Source organism: Pseudomonas sp. NFX5 (assembly GCF_049132125.1).
GTDB classification, from domain to species: domain Bacteria; phylum Pseudomonadota; class Gammaproteobacteria; order Pseudomonadales; family Pseudomonadaceae; genus Aquipseudomonas; species Aquipseudomonas marginalis.
The window spans coordinates 1-22,677 of sequence record NZ_JAFMZG010000018.1; the positions used below are offsets into that span (position 1 = coordinate 1).

General features: G+C 63.1%; 21 protein-coding genes. 13 read left to right on the top strand and 8 right to left on the bottom strand.

All coding sequences use genetic code 11. From position 1 onward, the window contains the following. Nucleotides 1-95: 95 nt before the first annotated feature. The 6 genes from J1N02_RS11365 to pilG form a co-directional block, all read right to left on the bottom strand. Nucleotides 96-551, bottom strand: coding sequence for a chemotaxis protein CheW (locus J1N02_RS11365; RefSeq protein WP_027606077.1), 456 nt, complete (start codon nucleotides 549-551; stop codon nucleotides 96-98). Further along, a complete protein-coding gene (locus J1N02_RS11370; protein WP_368963740.1) occupies nucleotides 544-6,366 on the bottom strand; it encodes an Hpt domain-containing protein in 5,823 nt (1,940 codons plus the stop codon). Before J1N02_RS11370 ends, J1N02_RS11365 begins: the two co-directional genes overlap by 8 nt. A 97-nt stretch (nucleotides 6,367-6,463) precedes the next feature. Then, on the bottom strand, nucleotides 6,464-8,515 hold the full coding sequence (locus J1N02_RS11375) for a methyl-accepting chemotaxis protein (protein ID WP_027606079.1): 2,052 nt from the start codon (nucleotides 8,513-8,515) through the stop codon (nucleotides 6,464-6,466). Continuing rightward, a complete protein-coding gene (locus J1N02_RS11380; RefSeq protein WP_027606080.1) occupies nucleotides 8,512-9,036 on the bottom strand; it encodes a chemotaxis protein CheW in 525 nt (174 codons plus the stop codon). The genes J1N02_RS11375 and J1N02_RS11380 overlap by 4 nt, the downstream gene beginning before the upstream one ends. A gap of 12 nt (nucleotides 9,037-9,048) precedes the next feature. Beyond that, nucleotides 9,049-9,414 (bottom strand): twitching motility response regulator PilH, encoded by a 366-nt coding sequence (gene pilH, locus J1N02_RS11385; RefSeq protein WP_014720320.1) that lies wholly within the window; start codon nucleotides 9,412-9,414, stop codon nucleotides 9,049-9,051. Nucleotides 9,415-9,460: 46 nt separating this feature from the next. After that, nucleotides 9,461-9,868, bottom strand: coding sequence for a twitching motility response regulator PilG (pilG, locus tag J1N02_RS11390; protein ID WP_027606081.1), 408 nt, complete (start codon nucleotides 9,866-9,868; stop codon nucleotides 9,461-9,463). A gap of 240 nt (nucleotides 9,869-10,108) precedes the next feature. Here pilG and gshB point away from each other — a divergent pair, with 240 nt between their 5' ends. The 7 genes from gshB (at nucleotide 10,109) to J1N02_RS11425 (ending at nucleotide 16,027) form a co-directional block, all read left to right on the top strand. After that, nucleotides 10,109-11,062, top strand: a complete 954-nt coding sequence (gene gshB, locus J1N02_RS11395; RefSeq protein WP_027606082.1) for a glutathione synthase — start codon at nucleotides 10,109-10,111, stop codon at nucleotides 11,060-11,062. A gap of 77 nt (nucleotides 11,063-11,139) precedes the next feature. Further along, nucleotides 11,140-12,045, top strand: coding sequence for an energy transducer TonB (locus J1N02_RS11400; RefSeq protein ID WP_027606083.1), 906 nt, complete (start codon nucleotides 11,140-11,142; stop codon nucleotides 12,043-12,045). An 88-nt stretch (nucleotides 12,046-12,133) separates the two neighbouring features. Beyond that, complete coding sequence (locus tag J1N02_RS11405; RefSeq protein ID WP_027606084.1) at nucleotides 12,134-12,703, top strand: YqgE/AlgH family protein; 570 nt, start codon at nucleotides 12,134-12,136, stop codon at nucleotides 12,701-12,703. Continuing rightward, nucleotides 12,703-13,140, top strand: a complete 438-nt coding sequence (ruvX, locus tag J1N02_RS11410) for a Holliday junction resolvase RuvX (RefSeq protein WP_005792259.1) — start codon at nucleotides 12,703-12,705, stop codon at nucleotides 13,138-13,140. The genes J1N02_RS11405 and ruvX overlap by 1 nt, the downstream gene beginning before the upstream one ends. An 83-nt stretch (nucleotides 13,141-13,223) precedes the next feature. Continuing rightward, nucleotides 13,224-13,730 carry a bifunctional pyr operon transcriptional regulator/uracil phosphoribosyltransferase PyrR gene (pyrR, locus tag J1N02_RS11415; protein WP_027606085.1) on the top strand — a complete coding sequence of 169 codons (507 nt, stop codon included), beginning with the start codon at nucleotides 13,224-13,226 and terminating at the stop codon, nucleotides 13,728-13,730. Between the two features lie 24 nt (nucleotides 13,731-13,754). Further along, entirely contained in the window at nucleotides 13,755-14,759 is a 1,005-nt protein-coding gene (locus J1N02_RS11420; protein WP_027606086.1) for an aspartate carbamoyltransferase catalytic subunit, read from the top strand. After that, nucleotides 14,756-16,027: a dihydroorotase gene (locus J1N02_RS11425; RefSeq protein WP_027606087.1), complete on the top strand. Its 1,272-nt coding sequence runs from the start codon at nucleotides 14,756-14,758 to the stop codon at nucleotides 16,025-16,027. The genes J1N02_RS11420 and J1N02_RS11425 overlap by 4 nt, the downstream gene beginning before the upstream one ends. Nucleotides 16,028-16,080: 53 nt before the next feature. Here the strand turns inward: J1N02_RS11425 and J1N02_RS11430 are convergent, their stop codons facing one another. Beyond that, nucleotides 16,081-16,509, bottom strand: a complete 429-nt coding sequence (locus tag J1N02_RS11430; RefSeq protein WP_027606088.1) for an NINE protein — start codon at nucleotides 16,507-16,509, stop codon at nucleotides 16,081-16,083. A gap of 250 nt (nucleotides 16,510-16,759) precedes the next feature. On the opposite strand from J1N02_RS11430, the gene J1N02_RS11435 reads away from it, so the two are divergent. Further along, the gene (locus J1N02_RS11435) at nucleotides 16,760-17,395 is read left to right on the top strand and encodes a C40 family peptidase (RefSeq protein ID WP_027606089.1); all 636 of its coding nucleotides are present in this window, start codon (nucleotides 16,760-16,762) and stop codon (nucleotides 17,393-17,395) included. Nucleotides 17,396-17,533: 138 nt separating this feature from the next. On the opposite strand, the gene J1N02_RS11440 is transcribed toward J1N02_RS11435, so the two are convergent. Continuing rightward, nucleotides 17,534-18,568, bottom strand: a complete 1,035-nt coding sequence (locus J1N02_RS11440) for a type IV pilus twitching motility protein PilT (protein WP_027606090.1) — start codon at nucleotides 18,566-18,568, stop codon at nucleotides 17,534-17,536. Nucleotides 18,569-18,625: 57 nt separating this feature from the next. Here J1N02_RS11440 and J1N02_RS11445 point away from each other — a divergent pair, with 57 nt between their 5' ends. The 5 genes from J1N02_RS11445 (at nucleotide 18,626) to metW (ending at nucleotide 22,670) form a co-directional block, all read left to right on the top strand. Next, nucleotides 18,626-19,312, top strand: coding sequence for a YggS family pyridoxal phosphate-dependent enzyme (locus J1N02_RS11445; protein WP_027606091.1), 687 nt, complete (start codon nucleotides 18,626-18,628; stop codon nucleotides 19,310-19,312). 33 nt (nucleotides 19,313-19,345) lie between these two features. Further along, nucleotides 19,346-20,164, top strand: coding sequence for a pyrroline-5-carboxylate reductase (gene proC, locus J1N02_RS11450; RefSeq protein ID WP_027606092.1), 819 nt, complete (start codon nucleotides 19,346-19,348; stop codon nucleotides 20,162-20,164). A gap of 25 nt (nucleotides 20,165-20,189) precedes the next feature. Beyond that, nucleotides 20,190-20,777, top strand: a complete 588-nt coding sequence (locus J1N02_RS11455) for a YggT family protein (RefSeq protein WP_027606093.1) — start codon at nucleotides 20,190-20,192, stop codon at nucleotides 20,775-20,777. Between the two features lie 125 nt (nucleotides 20,778-20,902). Further along, nucleotides 20,903-22,042: a homoserine O-succinyltransferase MetX gene (gene metX / locus J1N02_RS11460; protein WP_027606094.1), complete on the top strand. Its 1,140-nt coding sequence runs from the start codon at nucleotides 20,903-20,905 to the stop codon at nucleotides 22,040-22,042. 7 nt (nucleotides 22,043-22,049) lie between these two features. Beyond that, the gene (gene metW, locus J1N02_RS11465; protein WP_017735309.1) at nucleotides 22,050-22,670 is read left to right on the top strand and encodes a methionine biosynthesis protein MetW; all 621 of its coding nucleotides are present in this window, start codon (nucleotides 22,050-22,052) and stop codon (nucleotides 22,668-22,670) included. Nucleotides 22,671-22,677: the final 7 nt, after the last annotated feature.

Genomic DNA, 22,677 nt, shown 5'->3' on the forward strand with positions numbered 1-22,677 from the left:
CCCGATGGCGGTGTGTCAGTCACTGCATCTGGTGGCTGACCCACTGCCATCGGGGGCAAGCCCCCTCCCACAGGGGATCCTCACATGACTTAGATTCAGGCCAGTCCGGACTCGACCAATAAGGCTTCAAGCCCCATCAAATCCGGCACCTTAGCCACATGTTCCCCCACCTGCACCGCCGCCAGTTCCAGCGGGCACAGCGGCACGTCCACGTAGCTCAATTCGCTATCGAGCTTGTACGACCGTGGAATCCCCTGGATCACCAGCGCAATGAACTTCAACGTCGGTCGGCCGCCCAGTGCATTCAACACCACGATCCGCGAGCGTTCGCCGGTCACGCCGGCCTCGCCGCACGCCGCTTCAAAGCTGATCAACGGGATTTGTCGATCTCGCCACGTCACTTGCCGCAAATACCACGGCGGCGCATCGCTGGCCGGTTCGCCGCGCTGGAAGTCGATCAACTCGGCGATGGCGACGTTGGGCAGTATCAGGTGGCGGTCGGCCAGGGGCAGGAGCAGGCCGGTGAGTTGGCTGGTGCGGTGGTCAAGCACGGGATTTGCTCCAGTAGGCGATGCTTTCGAGCAGCACCGATTCCTGGTACGGCTTGCCCAGGTAGTCGTTGACGCCGATGGCCATGGCGCGGTCGCGGTGTTTCTGGCCGGTGCGGGAGGTGATCATGATGATCGGCAGGCGCATCAGCCGGGGGTCATTGCGCACCTTGATGGCCACTTCGAAGCCGTCCATGCGCGGCATTTCGATGTCGAGCAGCATCAGGTCGGGGGTATGTTCCTCGAGCACGGCAAGGGCGTCGATGCCGTCCTTGGCGGTGAGTACGTTCATGCCGTTGCGCTCCAACAGGCGGCTGGTGACTTTGCGCACGGTGACCGAGTCGTCCACCACCAGCACCAGCAGCGGGCGCTTTTTCAGCGGGTCGTTGAGGATCAACGGAGCATCCACCGCCTGGGCCGGCAAGGCCGTTTGCCGGGCGCGGATGTGCGCGAGCAGGTCGATGATCAACACCACGCGCCCATCCCCCAGGATGGTCGCGCCGGATAACCCCTGCACCCCGGAAAACTGCGGGCCCAGGCCCTTGACCACAATCTCCCGGGTGCCGGCCATGGCGTCCACATGCACCGCCACACGGCGCTCGTTGCACTGCACCAGCAACACCGGCACGGGTTGATACTGGCCCAGTAATTTCGGGCGACCGACGGTGTGCAGCAGGTCACCCAGGTAAAACAGCTCGTAGCGTTGGCCGGCATATTCATAACACGGCGGATCCTGCTGGTAGTGCCCCGCCAGCTCATGGGGCAGCACCCGCACCAGACCTTCGATGGTGTTGAGCGGGATCGCATATTGATCGTCCGCGCAGTGCACCATCAACGCCCGATTGACCGACACGGTAAACGGCAGGCGGATGCGAAAGTGCACGCCCTCCCCCGGTGTCGAGTCAATGAACATCGAGCCGCCGAGCTGGCGCACTTCTTCGTGCACCACGTCCATGCCCACGCCGCGCCCGGAAATCTGCGTGATCTTTTCCGCCGTGGAGAACCCCGGCTGCAGGATGAACTGCAACACATCACGGTCGCTCATCTCTTGATGAGGGGCGAGCAAACCGCGCTTGATCGCCTTGCGCCGCACCGCGTCCAGAGGCACACCGGCACCGTCGTCGCGCATGTCGAAAACGATATCGCCGCCTTCGTGGGTCAGGTCCAGGGTGATGCGGCCCTTCTCCGGCTTGCCGGCCAACAGCCGCGCATCGCGGGGCTCCAGGCCATGGTCGACGGCGTTGCGCAGCATGTGTTCCAGCGGTGCCGCCATGCGCTCCAGCACATTGCGGTCCATTTCACCCTCGGCATTGCCGACGATGAACTCCACGTCCTTGCCCAACTCGCCCGCCACCTGGCGCACGATGCGTTTGAGGCGCGGCAGCATGCGCTCGAAGGGCACCATGCGCGTGCGCATCAGGCCTTCCTGCAACTCGGTGTTGATGCGCGCCTGTTGCTGCAACAGGCCATGGGCGTCCTCGTTGCGGCGGTCGAGGGTGTCCTTGAGGTCGAGCAGGTCGGAGGCCGATTCCGACAGCGCCCGGGACAGCTGCTGCAACTGCGAATGACGGTCCATTTCCAGCGGATCGAATTCTTCATAGCCCAGGCGCTCGGCCTCGGCCTGTTGACGACTGAGGATTCGCCCCTGGGTTTCGGTGTCGAGGCGGCGCAGTTGGTCGCGCATGCGTTCGATAGTGGTTTCCACCTCATGCAGGGCAATGCGCGCGTCGTTGACTTGCTGCTCGATACGACCACGGAAGATCGAGGTCTCGCCGGCCAGGTTGACCAGGTCGTCCAGCAGGTCAGCGGAAATCTTCACCATGTCGGCGCCGGGATCAACCACCGCTTCGGCCTTGCCTGCGGGCAGCGCCACGGGCGTCACGGGCTCATCGCTGGGGTGCACCAGGCTCTTGATACGTTCGATAAGCTTGTCCACCGAACCCACCGGCAGCCCATCCGCCACGGCGTCGATCATCTGCGCCAGGCGGTCGTGGCAGCCCTGCAGCAACGCGAACAGTTCGGCGGACGGCGCGAGCAAACCGGCGGACAGCCCTTCGTAGAGAAATTCCAGCTCATGGGCCAGGTCACCGATCGGCCCGATCTCGACCATGCGCGCGCCGCCCTTGAGGGTGTGCAGGTCGCGCAGCAGGGTTTCGACTTCCTGGCGATTGTTCGGCTCGGCCTGCCAGCGCAGCAAGGCGCTGCCGGAGCTGTCGAGAATGTCGGCGGCTTCTTCGAGGAAGATGTCCAGCAATTCGGGGTCGGTGCCCGGCGTTTCCGCAGGTGGGGCGGCCTGTACAGCCGGCATGCCGCCCTGGCGTAGCGCGCGCAACCGGGCGACCAGTTCGGCGCTGTCGCTCAAGGGTTGATGGTGCTGCAGTTCCTCCAGTTGCAAGGCCAGTCGCTCATGGCTGGCCATCAGCACCTGCGACAGCTCGCTGGAGTAGCTGTAGCGCCGATCCACCAGGCCTTCGTACAGGCATTCCAGTTCATGGGCCAGGTCGGCCACCGGTCCGATGTCGGCCATGCGCGCGCCGCCCTTGAGGGTGTGCAGATCGCGCTGCAGGGACGACAACGGCGCGGCACTGTCCGGCTCCAGCAGCCAGCGTTTCAGGGACTGCCCCGCACTGTCGAGAATATCCACGGCTTCTTCGAGGAAGATTTCCACGAGTTCATCGTCGATCCACGTGTCATCCTGCAGTTGCGCGGTGGCGGCGCCCAGTTCGGAGATGCTCAAGGCGCGGCTGCCGTCGCTTTTGATCAGGCCGGTGGCAGAAGGGTCCAGTGCATCGTCCAACAGTTCGCGCAGGGCGTGTACACGTGCCGGTGCCGGGATGATTTCCTGGCCGGCGGCCAATTGATCGAGCATGTTGATCAGCGCTTCATGGGCCTGCTCGGCCTCATGGAAAAACCGCTCGCTGACCGCCAGGCTGCTTTCTTCCACGGCGCCGTAGAGGTCGAGCAAGGCTTCGCAGAGTTCATCGATGGCGTGCAGGTCAGCGACATGGGCGCCCTCCCCCAGCGTGGTCAATTCATCCAGCAGCGCGGTGAGTTCCTGGCGTTCGCCGGGGTGCTGCTGCCAGCGGCGCAGCAGGCTTTCGGCGTCGAGCAGAATGTCCATGCCCTGGGCCAGGAAGTTGGCGATCAGTTGCGGGTCGCGCTTGATCCGCAACCCCGTGTTGGGGGCGTCGAGCAGCGCGGCCAGTTGATGGTCGAGCAGGGCCTGGGTCCGGCGGATCAAGTCATCCGCGCCCTTGATCGGCACCAGGGGATCGCGGTCCAGTTGACGCAACCCACGCTGGAACAGGCCTTCGGCTTCCAGCAGCAGCTCGACTTCGTCCAGGTCCAGCGGCAGGCGATGGGCCTTGTATTCGCGGGTCAGGTGATCCAGTGGGCGCACCAGCTCGGCGATCGGCAACACGCCGGCCATGTAGGCGCTGCCCTTGAGGGTGTGCAGGGCGCGTTGCAGTTCATCGCTGACTTGCAGCGGCACATGCTCGGCGGCCTGTTGCAGGAAGTGGTTGAGGCTGTCCAGATGGCTCTGGGCTTCGTTGCGGAAGATCTCCAGCAACATCGGATCGTGGGGTTCGCCGACCGACGCTGGGGCGCCGTTGGCCCAGGCGTGGGCGCGGGCGGCCAGGGCGTCGACCTCATCGCGCTGGTGTTGCTCGCCCGTCGCGAAGTCGGCGATCAATGCCGGCAGCAGGGCCACGGCGTCATCCAGCACCTGTTGGATCTCGGGGCCGAGGGCCACGCTGCGCTCGAGCACACGGTTCAGCAGGTTTTCCACGGCCCAGGCCAATTCTGCCAGCACCAGGGCGCGCACCATGCGGCCGCTGCCTTTCAGGGTGTGGAAGGCGCGGCGCATTTCGCCCTGGGCGGTTTTGTCCGCGCTGTTGGGCAGGTGACGGTGCAGCACCTCAAGGACTTCCTCGGTTTCTTCGAGGAAGACGTCGCGCAGTTCATCGTCGATGGGCGCTTCATCGGCCGGCGGCGGCAGCAGGCTACCGGGGCGTTGCAAGGCCGGCGGATTGAGGCCCGAAGTGGGGTTGGCCAATGCGTCGAACTGGGACTGGCTGGGCGCAACCTCGCTCGACAGCGCGCCATCGGGTGCTGCCAGCGCCTGGCGCCAGGGTTTTTCGGCGGGCAGGTAACCCAGCGCAGCCAGGCTTTGGGTGGCCAGTTCCAACACCCGCTCACCGGCGGCGTCCGGGTCCTGGAGCATGCGTTCGAGGTAATACTCCAGGCTGCTGATCACGTCAGCGAAATGCCCCAGTTGCAGCTCCGACGGCGGGCTGTCGTTGACCATCAACTGTTCGTCGACGTAATCGGTGCAACCGCGCATCAGGCTGGCCGCGCGGGGCAAGGGGATCATCGCCAGCGCGCCGCGCACCTGGCTCAGCAGTTCCGGCAGGGATTCCAGGCGCTGGCGGTCCCAATCGGCTTCGATACAGTCGATCACCAGCTCCTTGGCTTGCTGCAGGCACTGGCAGGATTCGCGGATGACCAACTGGTGGATCTGGGTCAGGTCGGTGGTGGGCAGGCGGCTTTCTTCGTGGCCTTCCGGCTCGACGGTGCCGACCATTCCCGCCAGCGTGGCTTCCACATAGAGCAACGCACCGGCGACGTCCATCAACACCGCATCGTTGGGCTCGCGATGCCCCTGGGCCAGGCTCAATACCACGGCCAGCTGGTCGATGATGACTTTGCGCGGCTGGCCAAACCCCAGCACCGCGAGGGTATCGGCAATCTGTCGCAGGGGCGCCAGCAGCGCGTCGAGGTCGCTCGTGTGCTGGCGGTCGCTGCGCACGAACAGGTCGAGGCGCTCTTTGACCCGCACCAACTCTTCACACAACGCACCGAGCACCGAGCCCATGGCGTTGCGATCCGGCCCGGCAAGGCGCGCGCGTTCGGCGTCCACCACCGTGCTGTCGGGCAAGGCCTCATCCAGGCTGTAGCGCTCTTTCAGACTCTGCATGCGCGGGGTCGGCCGGGTGACTTTGGCGACGTAAAACAACAGGCTCTTGAGCAGTTCATCCGGTGCGGGCTGGTTGATCCCGCCGATGCCCTGCGCCAGCAGGCGCTTGAGCTGCTTGTCGCTGGCCTTGAGCAGGCTGCGCAGCGCCGGGCTGTTGGCGACCACGCCGGTGAGCATGCCCTCGACCAGCGCCGACGCCACTTGCCACAGCGGCAACAGCGGCGCGCCCTGGCACAGCGCCTCAAGGCGCGCGAACACCCGCGCCATGTCTTCCAGGTTGCTCGGCCCGTGGTCTTCACGCAGCAGCCCGGCGAGGGCTTGCTGCAACAGTTGATGCCACTGGCGCAGTTGCGCCTGGAGGTCGGCCGGCGCGCGTTGGGCCAGGGCGTCCTCGGCAAGCGGCGCAATCGACAGCAGTTGCGGGCTGAACAAGCTGGTTTCCGACAGCAGGCTTTCGCCGTGGGCACTGCGCAGGTCGTTGAGCAGCGGCAGCACCACCAGCGGTAAATCACGGCGAGCGCTGTGCACCCGGTCAAGGTACAACGGCAGTTGGCCCAAGGCCTGTTGCAGCAGGCGGATACTTTCCTCGCGCTGGCCGACATGCCCGGCCTGGAGCGCCAGGGCCAGTTCCTCGATCTCTTCGGCCAGCAGCGCCGCGCCGTAGAACTCGACCATTTGCAGCGCACCATGCACCTGGTGGATAGCGTCCAGGCACTGGCTGATCACGCCATCGTCGTGGGTCTCGACAAATGCATCCAGCGCCGAACGGGCCTGCTTCAGGGTTTCGGCAATGTCGCCCTTGACCCATTCAAGGGCCACGTAGTCGTGCCGATCAACCATAACTGCTCCGCTTAGAATTCGTGGGTTGCCTGGATCTCAAAGCCAATAGAGATCTAGTGTGGGAGGGGGCAAGCCCCTCCCACATTTGGATCGCATTTCAATCATCAACCTGTTTGGCCGCAGGCAAGGTGAAACCCGACACCGACCTGCGCAACTGGCTGGCCATCTTCGCCAAGTTGCCGATGCTTTCGGCGGTAGCGGTGGAGCCCGATGACGTCTGCGTGGTGATCTGCTGGATCACGTTCATGGTCAGGGAGATCTGCCCCGCCGATGAGGTCTGTTGCTGCGCCGCGTTGGAGATGCTCTGGATCAGCGCGGCCAGGGTTTTCGATACGCCTTCGATCTCTTCCAGCGCCACCCCGGCGTCCTGGGCCAGCCGTGCACCGCGCACCACTTCGGTGGTGGTCTGCTCCATGGAAATGACGGCTTCGTTGGTGTCGGCCTGGATCGCGCGCACCAGGGTTTCAATCTGCCGGGTGGCCGCCGACGAACGTTCGGCCAGCCGCTGCACTTCATCGGCCACCACCGCAAAGCCGCGCCCGGCATCCCCGGCCATGCTCGCCTGGATCGCGGCGTTGAGGGCGAGGATGTTGGTCTGGTCGGCAATGTCGTCGATCAGGCTGACGATGTCGCCAATCTCCTGGGACGACTCGCCCAGGCGCTTGATGCGCTTGGCGGTGTCCTGGATCTGTTCGCGGATGTTGTCCATGCCGTGGATGGTGTTGTGCACCACCTCGTTGCCTTTGTTGGCGATTTCCACCGAACGTTCCGCCACCGCCGAGGACTCGGCCGCGTTGGCCGACACCTGGTCGATGGACTGGGCCATCTGGTTGATCGCGGTGGAGGCTTCGGCGATCTGCTGGGCCTGATGCTCGGAGGCCTGGGCCAGGTGCATGGCGGTGGCCTGGGTCTCTTGCACGGCGCCCGCCACTTGCCCGGCGGTGAGATTGATGGTGGCCACCAGGTCGCGCAGTTGGTCCACGGAATAGTTGATGGAGTCGGCGATGGTGCCGGTGAAGTCTTCGGTCACCGAGGCGGTCACGGTGAGGTCGCCGTCGGCCAGGTCTTCGATTTCATCGAGCAGGCGCATGATCGCGTTCTGGTTGCGCTCGTTCTTCTCGGCGGTCTCGTGCAGTTGGCGGTTGGTTTCGCGCACCATCACCAGGCCGATCAGGATGATCGAGGCCAGCGCCAACAGGCCCAGCACATAGCCGCCGATGGTGTCGAAGCTGCGTCCGCTGGCGAGGTTTTCAAAACCGGTGGCCAGGTGCGAGGCTTCATCGAGCAGGGTTTGCGACAGGTTGAAAATATTGCTCGCCGAGGCGCGGACCTGGAACAGCTGCGGCGAGGTTTCGAGGATTTCATCCACGGAGCCGGAGACAAACTCGAACAGCTCGGCGATTTCCGCCAGCCGCGCGCGGGCATCGCGGTCTTCTACCTGAGTGATGCGCAGCCCGGGGTTGCCGTTGAGCATGCCATTGAGCACCTGCCCGAAGCGATTGGCATCGCGGCCAAAGGTGTCGGCGGCCTGGACGGCGGTTTCGTCACCGGCCAGCACCGTGTTGACCGCGCCCAGGATACGCTCGGCCAGCAGCGACTGGCGCTGGGCCAAGGCCACCTGGCTGGCCGGCGCGCCGCGTTGCAGCAGGATGTCGACGACCTTTTCCGACTCCATCTGCAATTGCGGTACGGTTTCGGCGAGGGTCGCGGCCACTTGGTGCAGGGACAGCACGGTCTGTTCGCTGGCGAGGATCGCGTCGGTGTTTTTCAGCAGCGCCTCCCAGTCGGTCTGCACCGCGCGCATTTCGGCACGGACCGCACTGGGCGCAGCGGGCAGGCCGGTTTCCGGGTCGCCTTTTTTCAGGTAGCCCCAGCGTCGGGCAAAGTCGTTGCGCGCATCGCCCAACAGCTTGAATGCGGCGGCCTTGCCGGCGGCGGCCTCGGTAGCGTTCTTGGCAATGCGTTGGGACAGCACGCGCAGTTCACCGGCGTGGCCGATGTACTGCTTGTCATAGGTGGACTGGGTGTTGAGGTAAGCGAAGTTGGCGAACAGCAGCATGATGAATACGATCAGCGCGATAAACAGCACGATGATCTGTGAACGGCTGCGTGAGCCGGCCTGGGGTTTGGGCGTAGTAGCGGTGGTCATGCGGCGACATCCATGAAGCCAGGGGCCTGGGCCAGGGCGAAGGGGCTGAAGACCTGCCACAGCGGCTCGCCGTCGAATTGGCCCTGGATAAATGGCGCGCCGGGGCTGGGGCTCACCAGCAAGGCGTCTTGTGCAAAATGCTGCATCCCCACCACCTCGTCTACCAGCAGCCCGACAAACAGATCGTTGTATTCCACCACCAGCACCCGCCGTTGCTTGCGCGCCTTGGACAGCTCAAGCCCAAGGAAGCCGCCGAGGTCCATCACCGGCAGCAAACGCCCGCGCAGGTTAGCAACACCCTTGACCCAGGCCTTGACCCCGGGCATTAAAGTGCAACGCGGCTCATGCAGGACTTCGGCGACTTCGCCCATGGGCGCGACATACCAATGCTGCCCCAGGCGAAAGCCAATCCCGCTCCAGCGTTGCAGGCGGGTTTCCTGGGATGGCAGGTCGGCGGCCAGCAGGCGGCAGCGGCGGTCGATGTCCAGCAGCAACTCGAAGGCGGTTTGCGACTCGGTCATGATGGCGTGCCGTCAGCCGGCCAGCACCTTGTTCAGGGTGGCGATCAGGGTTTCCTCGTCCACAGGCTTGGTCAGGTAATCCTTGGCACCCTGGCGTGCGCCCCAGATCTTGTCGGTCTCCTGATCCTTGGTGGTGATGATGATGATCGGGATGCCGTTGGTTTCCGGCTCCTTGGACAGCTGGCGGGTGGCCTGGAAGCCATTGAGGCCCGGCATCACGATGTCCATCAGCACGGCGTCGGGCTTTTCCTGGCGGGCCAGGGCCACGCCGTCGGCGCCGTTCTCGGCCTTGAGGACCTGGTGGCCGTGCTTTTCCAGCATGCCGGTCAGTTTGTACATTTCGGTCGGCGAATCGTCGACGATCAGAACACGTGCCATGGTTTTCCCCACTACATTGGTCGGCGCCGGCCCTTGTGAGGCGGCGTCAGTGTGCTTGTTCCACTGCGGCGAACCCGGGCACATAGGCCTTGATCGCACTCAGCAGTTCTTCCTTGCTGAAAGGCTTGGTCAAAAACTGATCGACACCCACGATGCGCCCCTTGGCCTTGTCGAACAGACCGTCCTTGGAGGACAGCATGATCACCGGGATCGACTTGAACACCGGGTTGTTCTTCACCAGGGCGCAGGTCTGATAGCCATCCAGGCGCGGCATCATGATGTCGACAAAGATAATGTGCGGGTGATGATCCACAATCCGGGCCAGGGCATCGAAACCGTCGATGGCCGTGATGACATCGCAGCCCACGTTCTTCAACAGCGTCTCGGCGGTGCGGCGGATCGTCTTCGAATCGTCGATCACCATCACTCTCAAGGCGTTGGAATGCTGTTCCATATCTGCTCTACCATCGCCACAGCGAATCGGTTTTCGGTGTGTACTGCCTGATGTTGCACAGGATGAGCGCCGCAGGCCTTGGAATTCAAGGGCTGCTGCGCCGTGGCAGTCTTTTTAGCACAGTCTCGGGGAGCAATCTATCGAGGCACCCGCCCGGTGGTTTTTCCTTGACCCACAACAGCCGCAGCGCCACTCTGACGCCACTTTTATGCGCCCCAATTTTGCTAGAGGAAATCCCCCATGAGCGTTCGCGTCGGCATTGTCATGGACCCTATCGCCAGCATTTCCTATAAAAAGGACAGCTCGCTGGCCATGCTCCTGGCCGCCCAGGCCCGCGGCTGGAGCCTGTTCTATATGGAGCAGCGCGACCTTTACCAGGGCGACGGCGAGGCCCGTGCACGCATGCGCCCGCTGCAGGTGTTTGCCAACCCCGAGAAGTGGTTCGAACTGCAGGACGAAATCGACAGCCCCCTGAGCGACCTCGACGTGATCCTGATGCGCAAGGACCCGCCGTTCGACATGGAGTTCGTCTACTCCACCTACCTGCTGGAGCAGGCCGAGCGTGCCGGCGTGCTGATCGTCAACAAGCCGCAAAGCCTGCGCGACTGCAATGAAAAGCTGTTCGCCACGTTGTTCCCGCAGTGCACGCCGCCCACCGTGGTCAGCCGTCGTGCCGACGTGCTGCGTGAATTTGCCGCCAAACACGGTGATGTGATCCTCAAGCCGCTGGACGGCATGGGAGGCACCTCGATCTTCCGTCACCGCGCCGGCGACCCGAACCTGTCGGTGATCCTCGAAACCCTGACCGCCCTGGGCACCCAGCAGATAATGGGCCAGGCCTACCTGCCGGCGATCAAGGACGGCGACAAACGCATCCTGATGATCGACGGCGAGCCGGTGGATTACTGCCTGGCGCGTATTCCGGCGGCGGGCGAGACCCGTGGCAACCTGGCAGCAGGCGGTCGAGGCGAAGCTCGGCCGTTGTCCGACAAGGACCGCTGGATCGCCAGCCAGGTTGGCCCGACCCTGCGGGAAAAGGGTTTGCTGTTTGTAGGCCTTGACGTAATTGGGGAAAATCTTACCGAAATCAATGTCACCAGCCCGACCTGCATTCGCGAGATCGATAACGCATTTGGCACGAACATCGGCGAAATGTTGATGGCCGCCATCGAACGCAAGCTGCAGGCCAACTGATATAGAACAGCCGGACACATACCAACATTGCGCTATCATGCCCGACCTGTGAAACGCGCGATGTTGGTTTTCTTGTCATGACACTCCCGTCCGATCTGCCCTCCGAACTCTCCCACAGCGGCGTGCGCCCGGCTGATCGGCTCGGATTTACCCTGTTTCTCGCGGCATTGATTCACCTGGCCTTGATCCTCGGCGTGGGTTTCACCATGGTCGAGCCCAAGCAGATCACCAAGACCCTGGAAATCACCCTCGCCACGTTCAAGAGCGAAAAGAAGCCCGAGAAGGCCGACTTTCTCGCCCAGGACAACCAGCAGGGCAGTGGCACCCTGGACAAGAAGGCGATCCCCAAGACCACCGAAGTGGCGCCCTTCCAGGACAACAAGGTCAATAAGGTCACACCGCCGCCGGCGCCCAAGCCTGAAGTCAAACAGGCCACGCCCAAGCCCACGGTGACCACCGTCGCACCCAAGCCGCAAAAAGCCCCAGTCCAGCGCGAGAAAACCAAGACCGAGCCGCAACCCGAGCCCGTGAAGCCGGCACCGACGTTCGACAGCTCGACACTGTCCGACGAAATCTCCAGCCTGGAAGCCGAACTGGCCCATGAACAACAGCTGTACGCCAAGCGCCCACGCATTTACCGCCTGAACGCCGCCTCGACCATGCGCGACAAGGGCGCCTGGTATAAGGACGAGTGGCGTAAGAAGGTCGAGCGCATCGGTAACCTCAACTACCCGGAAGAGGCACGGCGCCAGCAGATCTACGGCAATTTGCGTCTTTTGGTGTCGATCAACCGCGACGGCACCTTATATGAAGTGCAGGTGCTGGAATCGTCCGGTCAGCCGCTGCTGGACCAGGCGGCCCAACGCATCGTGCGCCTGGCCGCGCCCTTTGCCCCGTTTACCGGGGACTTGAACGATGTGGACCGTCTGGAAATCATCCGCACCTGGAAGTTTGCCAAGGGTGATCGCCTTTCCAGCAACTGAACGCGCCGTCCTACAGAAAAGCCGACAGCACGGTATTCGGGTCACGTCCAGCTTGTCAGTTCGCCCCTCCAACGCCACACTAGCGGACATGAAAAATGTCAGCCCGACCTACCTCAAGCACCAATTCCTGATCGCCATGCCCCATATGGCCGACCCGAACTTTGCGCAGACCTTGACCTACATCGTCGAGCACACGGCCAATGGTGCCATGGGGTTGGTGGTGAACCGCCCGCAGGCGCTGAACCTGGCCGATATCCTTGAACAACTGCGTCCGGAGGTCGACCCGCCGGCCCGTTGCCAGGGCGTGCCGATCTACATCGGCGGGCCGGTGCAGACCGATCGCGGCTTTGTGCTGCACCCCACCGGGCCGAAGTTCCAGGCCACGGTTGACCTGGACGGAGTCTCGCTGTCCACCTCCCAGGACGTGTTGTTCGCCATCGCCGACGGCGTGGGCCCTGAGCAAAGTGTGATCACCCTGGGTTACGCCGGCTGGGAAGCCGGGCAGCTGGAAGCCGAACTGGCCAGCAATGCCTGGCTGACCTGCCCGTTCGATGCCGACATCCTGTTCAACACCGCAAGCGAATTGCGCCTGGAAGCCGCCGCGGCCAAGCTGCGGGTCAACCTCAGCCTGCTGACCAGCCAGGCGGGGCACGCCTGATGGCCTTGCGTCTGATCCTCGGCTTTGACTACGGCACCAAGCAGATCGGCGTAGCGGTCGGCCAGGTCATCACCGGCCAGGCCCGCGAGCTGTGCACCCTCAAGGCCCAGAACGGCATACCGGACTGGAACCAGGTCGAAGCCCTGATCAAAGAGTGGAAGCCCGATGCCGTAGTGGTCGGCCTGCCCCTGAACATGGACGGCACCCCCAGCGACATGTGCCTGCGCGCCGAAAAGTTCGCCCGCCGTCTTAATGGCCGCTACAACCTGCCCTTCTATACCCACGATGAACGCCTGACCACCTTTGAAGCCAAGGGCGAGCGCCGTGACCGTGGCGGCCAGAAAGGCAGCTACCGCGACAACCCGGTGGACGCCATCGCCGCCGCCTTGCTGTTACAGGGCTGGCTGGACGAAAACACTGCTTTATTTGAATCCTGACTGACGCGGCTTGCCGCGTCTTCTTACGTTTGAGCCCGGACCTTGTCGTCGCCCCCGCCGCGCAAGGCCTTGAAGGAGCCACCATGAGCCTGCCAAACCCCGCCGAACTGATCCGCCAGATGGCGGTTAGCCTCAAGACGCACCTGGAACACCGTGGCATCAGCGAACCGCGCTTTATCGGCATTCGCACCGGTGGTGTGTGGGTCGCCCAGGCGTTGCTGGACGAACTGGGCAGCGACTCACCCTTGGGTACCCTGGACGTGTCCTTCTACCGCGACGACTTCAGCCAGAACGGCCTGCACCCGCAAGTGCGCCCGTCCGCCCTGCCGTTCGAGATTGAAGGCCAGCACCTGGTGCTGATCGACGATGTACTGATGAGCGGCCGTACCATCCGCGCCGCCATGAATGAATTGTTCGATTACGGGCGCCCGGCCAGCATCACCCTGGTCTGCCTGCTGGACCTGGAGGCAGGCGAACTGCCCATCAGCCCGGACGTGGTTGGCGCCACGCTGTCCCTTGAGGCCAGCCAGCGAGTAAAATTGTCCGGTCCCACGCCGCTCGAACTCGAACTGCAAGACCTTGCCCTTTAAACCGCCTTGTAAAGAGTCCCCGCGATGACGCCTCTAGATGCCAAGCGCCCGCTGCAGCTCAATGCTCAGGGCCAGTTGCAACACTTCTTGTCCCTCGACGGTTTGCCCCGCGAACTGCTCACCGAAATCCTCGACACCGCCGACTCGTTCCTCGAGGTTGGCGGCCGGGCGGTGAAGAAAGTCCCGCTGCTGCGCGGCAAGACCATCTGCAACGTGTTCTTCGAGAACTCCACCCGTACACGGACCACCTTTGAACTGGCGGCCCAACGGCTGTCGGCCGACGTGATCACGCTGAACGTGTCCACCTCGTCGGCGAGCAAGGGCGAGACCCTGCTCGACACCCTGCGCAACCTGGAAGCGATGGCCGCCGACATGTTCGTGGTGCGCCACGGCGACTCCGGTGCCGCCCACTTCATTGCCGAGCACGTGTGCCCGCAGGTGGCGATCATCAACGGCGGCGACGGCCGTCACGCCCACCCGACCCAGGGCATGCTCGACATGCTCACCATACGCCGGCACAAGGGCAGCTTTGAAAACCTCTCGGTGGCCATCGTCGGCGACATCCTGCACTCGCGGGTGGCACGCTCGAACATGCTGGCCCTGAAAACCCTGGGTTGCCCGGACATCCGCGTGATCGCACCGAAAACCCTGCTGCCCATCGGCATCGAGCAATACGGCGTGAAGGTCTACACCGACATGACCGAAGGCCTCAAGGATGTGGACGTGGTGATCATGCTGCGCCTGCAACGCGAACGCATGTCGGGTGGCCTGCTGCCGAGCGAAGGCGAGTTCTACCGTCTGTTCGGCCTGACCACCGCACGCCTGGCCGGCGCCAAGCCGGACGCCATCGTGATGCACCCGGGGCCGATCAACCGAGGCGTGGAGATTGAGTCGGCGGTGGCCGACGGCAGCCAGTCGGTGATTCTCAACCAGGTCACGTATGGCATCGCCGTGCGCATGGCGGTGTTGTCCATGGCCATGAGCGGACAAACCGCGCAACGTCAATTCGAGCAGGAGAAGGCCCAGTGAAGCTCAGCATTCTCGGCGCCCGAGTCATCGATCCGGCCAGTGGCCTGGATCACGTTACCGATCTGCACCTGGAGGCCGGCCGGATCATCGCCATCGGTGCCGCGCCCGGTGCTTTCAGCCCCAGCGAGACCATCGACGCCAAAGGCCTGGTGGCCGCGCCCGGCCTGGTTGACCTGAACGTCGCCCTGCGCGAGCCGGGCTTCAGCCGCAAAGGCAATATCACCAGCGAGACCCGCGCGGCCGCAGCCGGTGGCGTCACCAGCCTGTGCTGCCCACCGCACACCAAGCCGGTGCTCGACACGTCGGCCGTGACCGAGCTGATCCTCGACCGTGCCCGTGAAGCCGGCAATTGCAAAGTGTTCCCCATCGGCGCCCTGAGCAAAGGCCTGGAAGGCGAACAACTCGCCGAACTGATCGCCCTGCGCGATGCCGGTTGCGTGGCGTTCGGCAACGGCCTGGAGAGTTTCCGCAGCACCCGCACCCTGTGCCGCGCCCTGGAATACGCGGCCACCTTCGACTTGACGGTGATCTTCCACTCCCAGGACCGCGACCTGGCCGAAGGCGGCCTGGCCCATGAAGGTGCGGTCGCCAGCTTCCTCGGCTTGCCGGGTATTCCGGAAACCGCTGAAACCGTAGCCCTGGCCCGTGACCTGCTGCTGGTGGAACAAAGCGGCGTGCGTGCGCACTTCAGCCAACTGACCAGCGCCCGGGGCGTGGCCCTGATCGCCCAGGCCCAGGCCCGTGGCCTGCCGGTGACGGCAGACGTGGCGTTGTATCAGTTGCTGCTGACGGATGAGGCGCTGATCGACTTCTCCAGCCTTTACCACGTGCAACCGCCGCTGCGCACACTGGCCGATCGTGACGGTTTGCGTGCGGCAGTCAAATCCGGTGTGATCTCGGCGATTTCCAGCCACCACCAGCCCCATGAGCGCGATGCCAAGCTGGCGCCGTTCGGCGCGACGGAGCCGGGCATCAGCAGCGTGGAGCTGTTGCTGCCGCTGGCGATGACGTTGGTGGAAGACGGTTTGCTGGACCTGCCGACACTGCTGGCGCGCCTGAGCGCAGGCCCGGCCGAGGCCTTGCGCCTGCCGGCGGGCAAGCTGGCGGTGGGGTCGGCGGCGGATCTGGTGCTGTTTGACCCGGCCGGCTCCACGGTTGCGGGCGAGCACTGGCTGTCCAAGGGTGAGAACTGCCCGTTCATCGGCCATAGCCTGCCGGCGAGCGTGCGCTACACCTTGGTGGATGGGCGCATCAGCTACCAGGCTTGAGCCATTAAAAACTGTAGGAGCGAGCTTGCTCGCTTCTACAGGTTATTTATGATCTACCGGCCGCCGTTGCGCTCGGCATTGCGGATCGAAACCTGGGTATTCAAGGTCCAGAAGTCATACAGCACCCCCACCAGGAATAAGCCGCCGGTCAGCAGGTAGATCAGGCCGGTGATCCATTTGCCCTGGTACATGCGGTGCACGCCGAACACCCCCAGGAACGCCAACAGAATCCACGCCACGTTGTATTCGATTGGCCCAGCGGTAAAACGCAGGTCCGCTTCACGGTCCATGGCCGGAATCAGGAACAGGTCGATCAGCCAGCCGATCCCCAGCAAGCCGAGGGTGAAAAACCAGATCGTTCCAGTGACCGGTTTGCCGTAATAGAAACGATGGGCCCCGGTAAACCCGAAAATCCAGAGCAGGTAACCGATCACCTTGCTGTGGGTGTCTTGCTGCGGACCAACCTGTTGATAGGTGTTCATGGCGTACCTCTTTTGCTTCGATAGATAAATTTTTTCACTTTCTTTGTGACTTTTTTACAGGCGCCCGACGTACGGCAAATGGTATCTTCCCTCCCCTGAAAGCCTTATGCCACCTGACTTGTGTAGGACAATCGCGGCGAATCGTCGCGTTTTTCCTGAGTTTGACCCCAAGGTTCAGTCGACAAACGGCCTGAGAACGACACAAAAAGCTGTTATAAAGTTGCGCGCAAACCCATAAGAGCCACGCCTGATGCGACCATTTTTAAAGACATGGCTAACCATTTGCCTATTAATGCCACTGGCCGCCCACGCCACCAATCGTGAGCAACGACTTCCGAACGTCAACGGTTTCACCCCTAAAGTCCACAGCGCGCCCAGCACTGCCAAATCGGCAAAGCCAACCGTCAGCCGCCCGACTCAACTGAGCAAGGCCCACGGTAAAGCAGTTCCAGGCCTGATGGCAGTCAACACCAGGCAAAGCAGCACCGTCCTCAGCCGCGCCGTAAACGTGCTCGGTACGCCTTATCGTTGGGGCGGCAGCAGCCCAAGTAAAGGGTTTGACTGCAGCGGCCTGGTGAAATATGCGTTTAACGACGTAGCGGCCGTGGATCTGCCGCGCACCTCCAACGCCATGGCCGCCGGTCATGGGCAGAAGGTTGAGCGCAAGGACCTGAAACCGGGTGACCTGTTGTTCTTCAAACTGAAGAGCCGCCAGGTGAACCACGTAGCCATCTACCTGGGCAACGACCGCTTCATCCACGCACCGCGTCGTGGCAAGTCGGTCAGCATCGACACGCTGAAAAAGCCGTTCTGGGACAAGAACTACGTGATTGCCAAGCGGGTTCTGCCGAAAGAGCAGAACACCTTGCGGGTAGTACAACGCTGATCTGAAGCTGGAATGCAGTAGTACATGTGGGAGGGGGCTTGCTCCCGATAGCAGTGGGCCAGGTACAGATAAGCTGACTGATCCACCGCTATCGGGGCAAGCCCCCTCCCACATTTGATGTGTGTCGTTCACAACCCCTCAGATATCCCCAGGCACCCTCGCCTTCTCCCGCGCCTCTTCCCGGCTGATCACGCCTTCCGTGACCAACGCCTTCAAGCTCATATCCAGCGTTTTCATACCCAGCGCACCGCCGGTCTGAATCGCCGAGACCATCTGCGCCACCTTGTCCTCGCGGATCAAATTTCGAATGGCTGGCGTACCCAGCATGATTTCATGGGCCGCCACCCGCCCGCCGCCAACCTTCTTGACCAGCACCTGGGACACTACCGCCTGCAACGACTCCGACAGCATCGAGCGGACCATGGCCTTTTCCCCCGCCGGGAACACGTCCACCAGCCTGTCCACGGTCTTTGCCGCCGAGGTGGTGTGCAGGGTGCCAAATACCAGATGCCCGGTCTCAGCCGCCGTCAGGGCCAGGCGGATGGTTTCCAGGTCGCGCAGTTCGCCCACCAGGATCACGTCGGGGTCTTCGCGCAGCGCCGAACGCAAGGCCAGCGAGAAACTGTGGGTGTCGCGATGCACCTGGCGCTGGTTGATCAGGGCGATTTTCGGCGTGTGGATAAACTCGATGGGGTCTTCCAGCGTGAGGATGTGCTGGCGCCGATGCTGGTTGAGGTAATCAATCATCGCCGCCAGGGTAGTGGACTTGCCGGAGCCGGTGGGGCCCGTCACCAGCACCAGGCCGCGCGCAAGCTGGGCGATACGCTGGAACACTTCCCCCAGGCCGAGGTTTTCCAGGCTCTGGACCTCGGCCGGGATGGTGCGAAACACCGCGCCCATGCCGCGATCCTGCTGGAATACGTTCGCCCGGAACCGCGCCACGCCCGGCAACTCGAAGGCAAAATCCGTTTCAAGAGATGTTTCGAAATCCTTTTGTTGGTAGCGGTTGAGCAACGGGCTCAATAAATCCGCTACTTGCGGGGGTGAAAGCACCGGCCAATCCAACGGCCAGACCTCACCGTCAATACGCAGCATGGGCGCCATACCGGCCGACAGATGCAGGTCGGAAGCGCCGCGACGCACGCCGGCCTCCAGTAATTCAGTGATATCCATAGGGCTTTCCATTTCCAGTAGAATGCCGCGGACTCCATATCCACGGGCGCATCTTGAATGTCGACGATAGCAGACAACATCGGCCAGGTTAGCCAGCGCATCCGCGCCGCAGCCGACGCCGTGCAACGTGACGCAAACAGCATCCACCTGCTGGCCGTGAGCAAGACCAAACCCGCCCAAGCCGTGCGTGAAGCCTATGCCGCCGGGGTGCGTGATTTTGGCGAAAACTACCTGCAGGAAGCCCTGGGCAAGCAGGCCGAATTAACCGACCTGCCCTTGAGTTGGCACTTCATCGGCCCCATTCAATCGAACAAGACTCGCGCCATCGCCGAGAATTTCGCTTGGGTGCATTCCGTGGACCGTCTCAAAATTGCACAACGCCTGTCCGAGCAACGCCCGGCCGACCTGCCACCGCTGAATATCTGCATCCAGGTCAATGTCAGTGGCGAGGCCAGCAAGTCCGGCTGCACCTCCGCCGACCTGCCGGCCCTGGCCAACGCCATCAGCGCCCTGCCGCGCTTGAAGCTGCGGGGCCTGATGGCGATTCCCGAGCCGACGGACGATCGGGCCGAACAAGACGCCGCGTTTTCCAGCGTGCGCGACCTGCAAAACAGCCTGAACCTGCCGCTCGACACACTTTCCATGGGCATGAGCCACGACCTTGAGTCGGCCATCGCCCAGGGCGCCACCTGGGTGCGGATCGGTACCGCCCTGTTTGGCGCCCGCGACTACGGCCAGCCATGAAATGGCTGACATCCATCTAAGTAAGGACCTGTCATGAGCAACACGCGTATTGCCTTTATCGGCGCCGGCAACATGGCGGCCAGCCTGATCGGCGGCCTGCGGGCCAAGGGCCTGGAAGCGGCGCAGATCCGCGCCAGCGATCCGGGCGCCGAGACCCGTGCCCGCGTCAGCGCCGAGCACGGTATCGAAACCTTCGCCGATAACGCCGAAGCCATCCAAGGTGTCGATGTGATCGTGCTGGCGGTCAAGCCACAGGCCATGAAGGCCGTGTGCGAAAGCCTGCGCCCAAGCCTGCAGCCGCACCAACTGGTGGTGTCGATCGCCGCCGGCATCACCTGCGCCAGCATGAACAACTGGCTCGGCGCGCAACCGATCGTGCGTTGCATGCCCAACACCCCGGCGCTGCTGCGCCAGGGTGTGAGCGGTTTGTACGCCACCCACGAGGTGACCGCCGAGCAACGTGACCAGGCCCAGGAACTGCTGTCCGCCGTGGGCATCGCCCTGTGGCTGGAACAGGAGCAGCAACTGGACGCGGTCACCGCCGTGTCGGGCAGCGGCCCGGCTTACTTCTTCCTGCTGATCGAGGCCATGACCGCCGCCGGCGTGAAACTGGGCCTGCCGCAGCAAGTCGCCGAGCAACTGGCCGAGCAAACCGCCCTGGGCGCCGCGAAAATGGCTGTCTCCAGTGAGGTGGACGCTGCCGAGTTGCGCCGCCGCGTCACTTCCCCCGGCGGCACGACGCAGGCTGCCATCGAATCGTTCCAGGCCGGGGGCTTTGAAGCCCTGGTGGAAAAAGCACTGGGTGCCGCAGCACATCGTTCGGCTGAAATGGCCGAGCAGCTGGGCAAATAGTCGTCCCCCTACGAAGGAATAAATGATGCTTGGACTCAATGACGCCGTCATCTTCATCATCCAGACCTTGGGCAGCCTGTACCTGCTGATCGTGCTGATGCGTTTTATCCTGCAACTGGTGCGGGCGAACTTCTACAACCCGCTGTGCCAATTCGTGGTGAAGGCCACCCAACCGCTGCTCAAGCCCCTGCGCCGAGTGGTCCCGAGCATGTTCGGCCTGGACATGTCGTCGCTGGTGCTGGCGCTGCTGCTGCAGATCCTGCTGTTCGCGCTGGTCCTGATGCTCAAGGGCTACCTGCCTTACACCGTGCTGCTGTTGCCGTGGGCACTGATCGGGATCTTCTCGTTGTTTTTGAAGATCATCTTCTGGTCGATGATCATCAGCGTGATCCTGTCCTGGGTCGCGCCGGGTAGCCGCAGCCCAGGTGCCGAGCTGGTGTCTCAGATCACCGAGCCGGTGCTCGCGCCGTTCCGCCGCTGGGTGCCCAACCTGGGCGGCCTGGATATTTCGCCGATCTTCGCGTTTATCGCGATCCAGCTGATACAAGGCTGGGGCATCCCGTACCTGGCTGACTTCGCGAACATGCCGAAGGAACTGTTCGGACTGATCTGACAGGCAGAGCAAATGCAGGAGGGGCGGGGCGACGATTCGACTTGCCCCTCCCACATTTGGCCTTTGCTTGCCGCTGGGTGCATCGGTCTTTAGACTTACGCCTCATTTAAACGAGAGCAGGGTCGATGCCAACTGCCTTCCCCCCCGATTCTGTTGGACTGGTCGTGCCCCAAGTGGCGCACTTCAGCGAACCACTGGCCCTGGCCTGTGGTCGTTCGCTGCCTGCCTATGACCTGATTTATGAAACCTACGGCCAACTGAACGCCACGGCGAGCAACGCCGTGCTGATCTGCCACGCCCTCTCCGGCCATCATCACGCCGCTGGCTTCCACAGCGTTGACGAGCGCAAGCCTGGCTGGTGGGACAGTTGCATCGGCCCCGGCAAGCCCATCGACACCAACAAGTTCTTTGTCGTCAGCCTGAACAACCTCGGCGGCTGCAACGGTTCCACCGGCCCCAGCAGCCTCAACCCGGAAACCGGCAGGCCGTTCGGCGCCGACTTCCCGGTGCTCACCGTGGAAGACTGGGTGCACAGCCAGGCGCGCCTCGCCGACCTGCTGGGTATCCGACAATGGGCCGCCGTGATCGGCGGCAGCCTGGGCGGCATGCAGGCCCTGCAATGGACCATCACGTATCCGGATCGCGTGCGCCATTGCCTGGCCATCGCCTCGGCACCCAAATTGTCGGCGCAGAACATCGCCTTCAACGAAGTAGCACGCCAGGCCATCCTCACCGACCCCGAGTTCCACGGCGGTTCGTTCCAGGAAGCCGGTGTGATCCCCAAGCGCGGCTTGATGCTGGCGCGAATGGTCGGGCACATCACCTACCTGTCCGATGACTCCATGGGCGAGAAATTCGGCCGTGGCCTCAAGAGCGAAAAGCTCAACTACGACTTCCACAGCGTAGAGTTCCAGGTGGAAAGCTACCTGCGTTATCAGGGCGAGGAGTTCTCCGGGCGTTTCGACGCCAACACCTACCTGCTGATGACCAAGGCCCTGGACTACTTCGACCCGGCAGCCAACCACGACGACGACCTGGCGAAAACCTTCGAGGGCGCCACGGCGAAGTTCTGCGTCATGTCGTTCACCACCGACTGGCGCTTCTCGCCGGCCCGCTCCCGAGAGCTGGTGGATGCGCTGATGGCCGCCAAGAAAGACGTCTGCTACCTGGAGATCGATGCACCGCAAGGCCATGACGCCTTCCTGATTCCGATCCCGCGCTACCTCCAGGCTTTCAGCAACTACATGAACCGCATTACTTTGTGAGAACGCCATGAGAGCCGACCTGGACATCATCCAAGACTGGATCCCCGCCGGCAGCCGCGTGCTCGACCTGGGCTGCGGCGATGGCGAACTGCTGAGCTGGCTGCGCGACAACAAGCAAGTCACCGGCTACGGCCTGGAAAACGACCCGGACAACATCGCCCAGTGCGTGGCCAAGGGCATCAACGTGATCGAGCAGGACCTGGACAAGGGCCTGGGCAACTTCGCCAGCAACAGCTTCGATATCGTGGTGATGACCCAGGCCCTGCAAGCGGTGCACTACCCGGACCGCATCCTCGACGAAATGCTGCGCGTGGGCCGCCAGTGCATCATCACCTTCCCCAACTTCGGGCACTGGCGCTGCCGCTGGTACCTGGCGACCAAGGGCCGCATGCCAGTCTCGGATTTCCTGCCGTACACCTGGTACAACACGCCGAACATCCACTTCTGCACCTTCGAAGACTTCGAAGCCCTGTGTGGCGAGCGTGAAGCCAAGGTGATCAACCGCCTGGCCGTCGATCAACAGCATCGTCACGGCTGGGCAAGCAAGCTATGGCCCAATCTGTTGGGCGAAATTGGTATCTACCGGGTCAGCAGCCCTGGCCTGACGGATCACAAGATTGCCGTCTAATCATTTT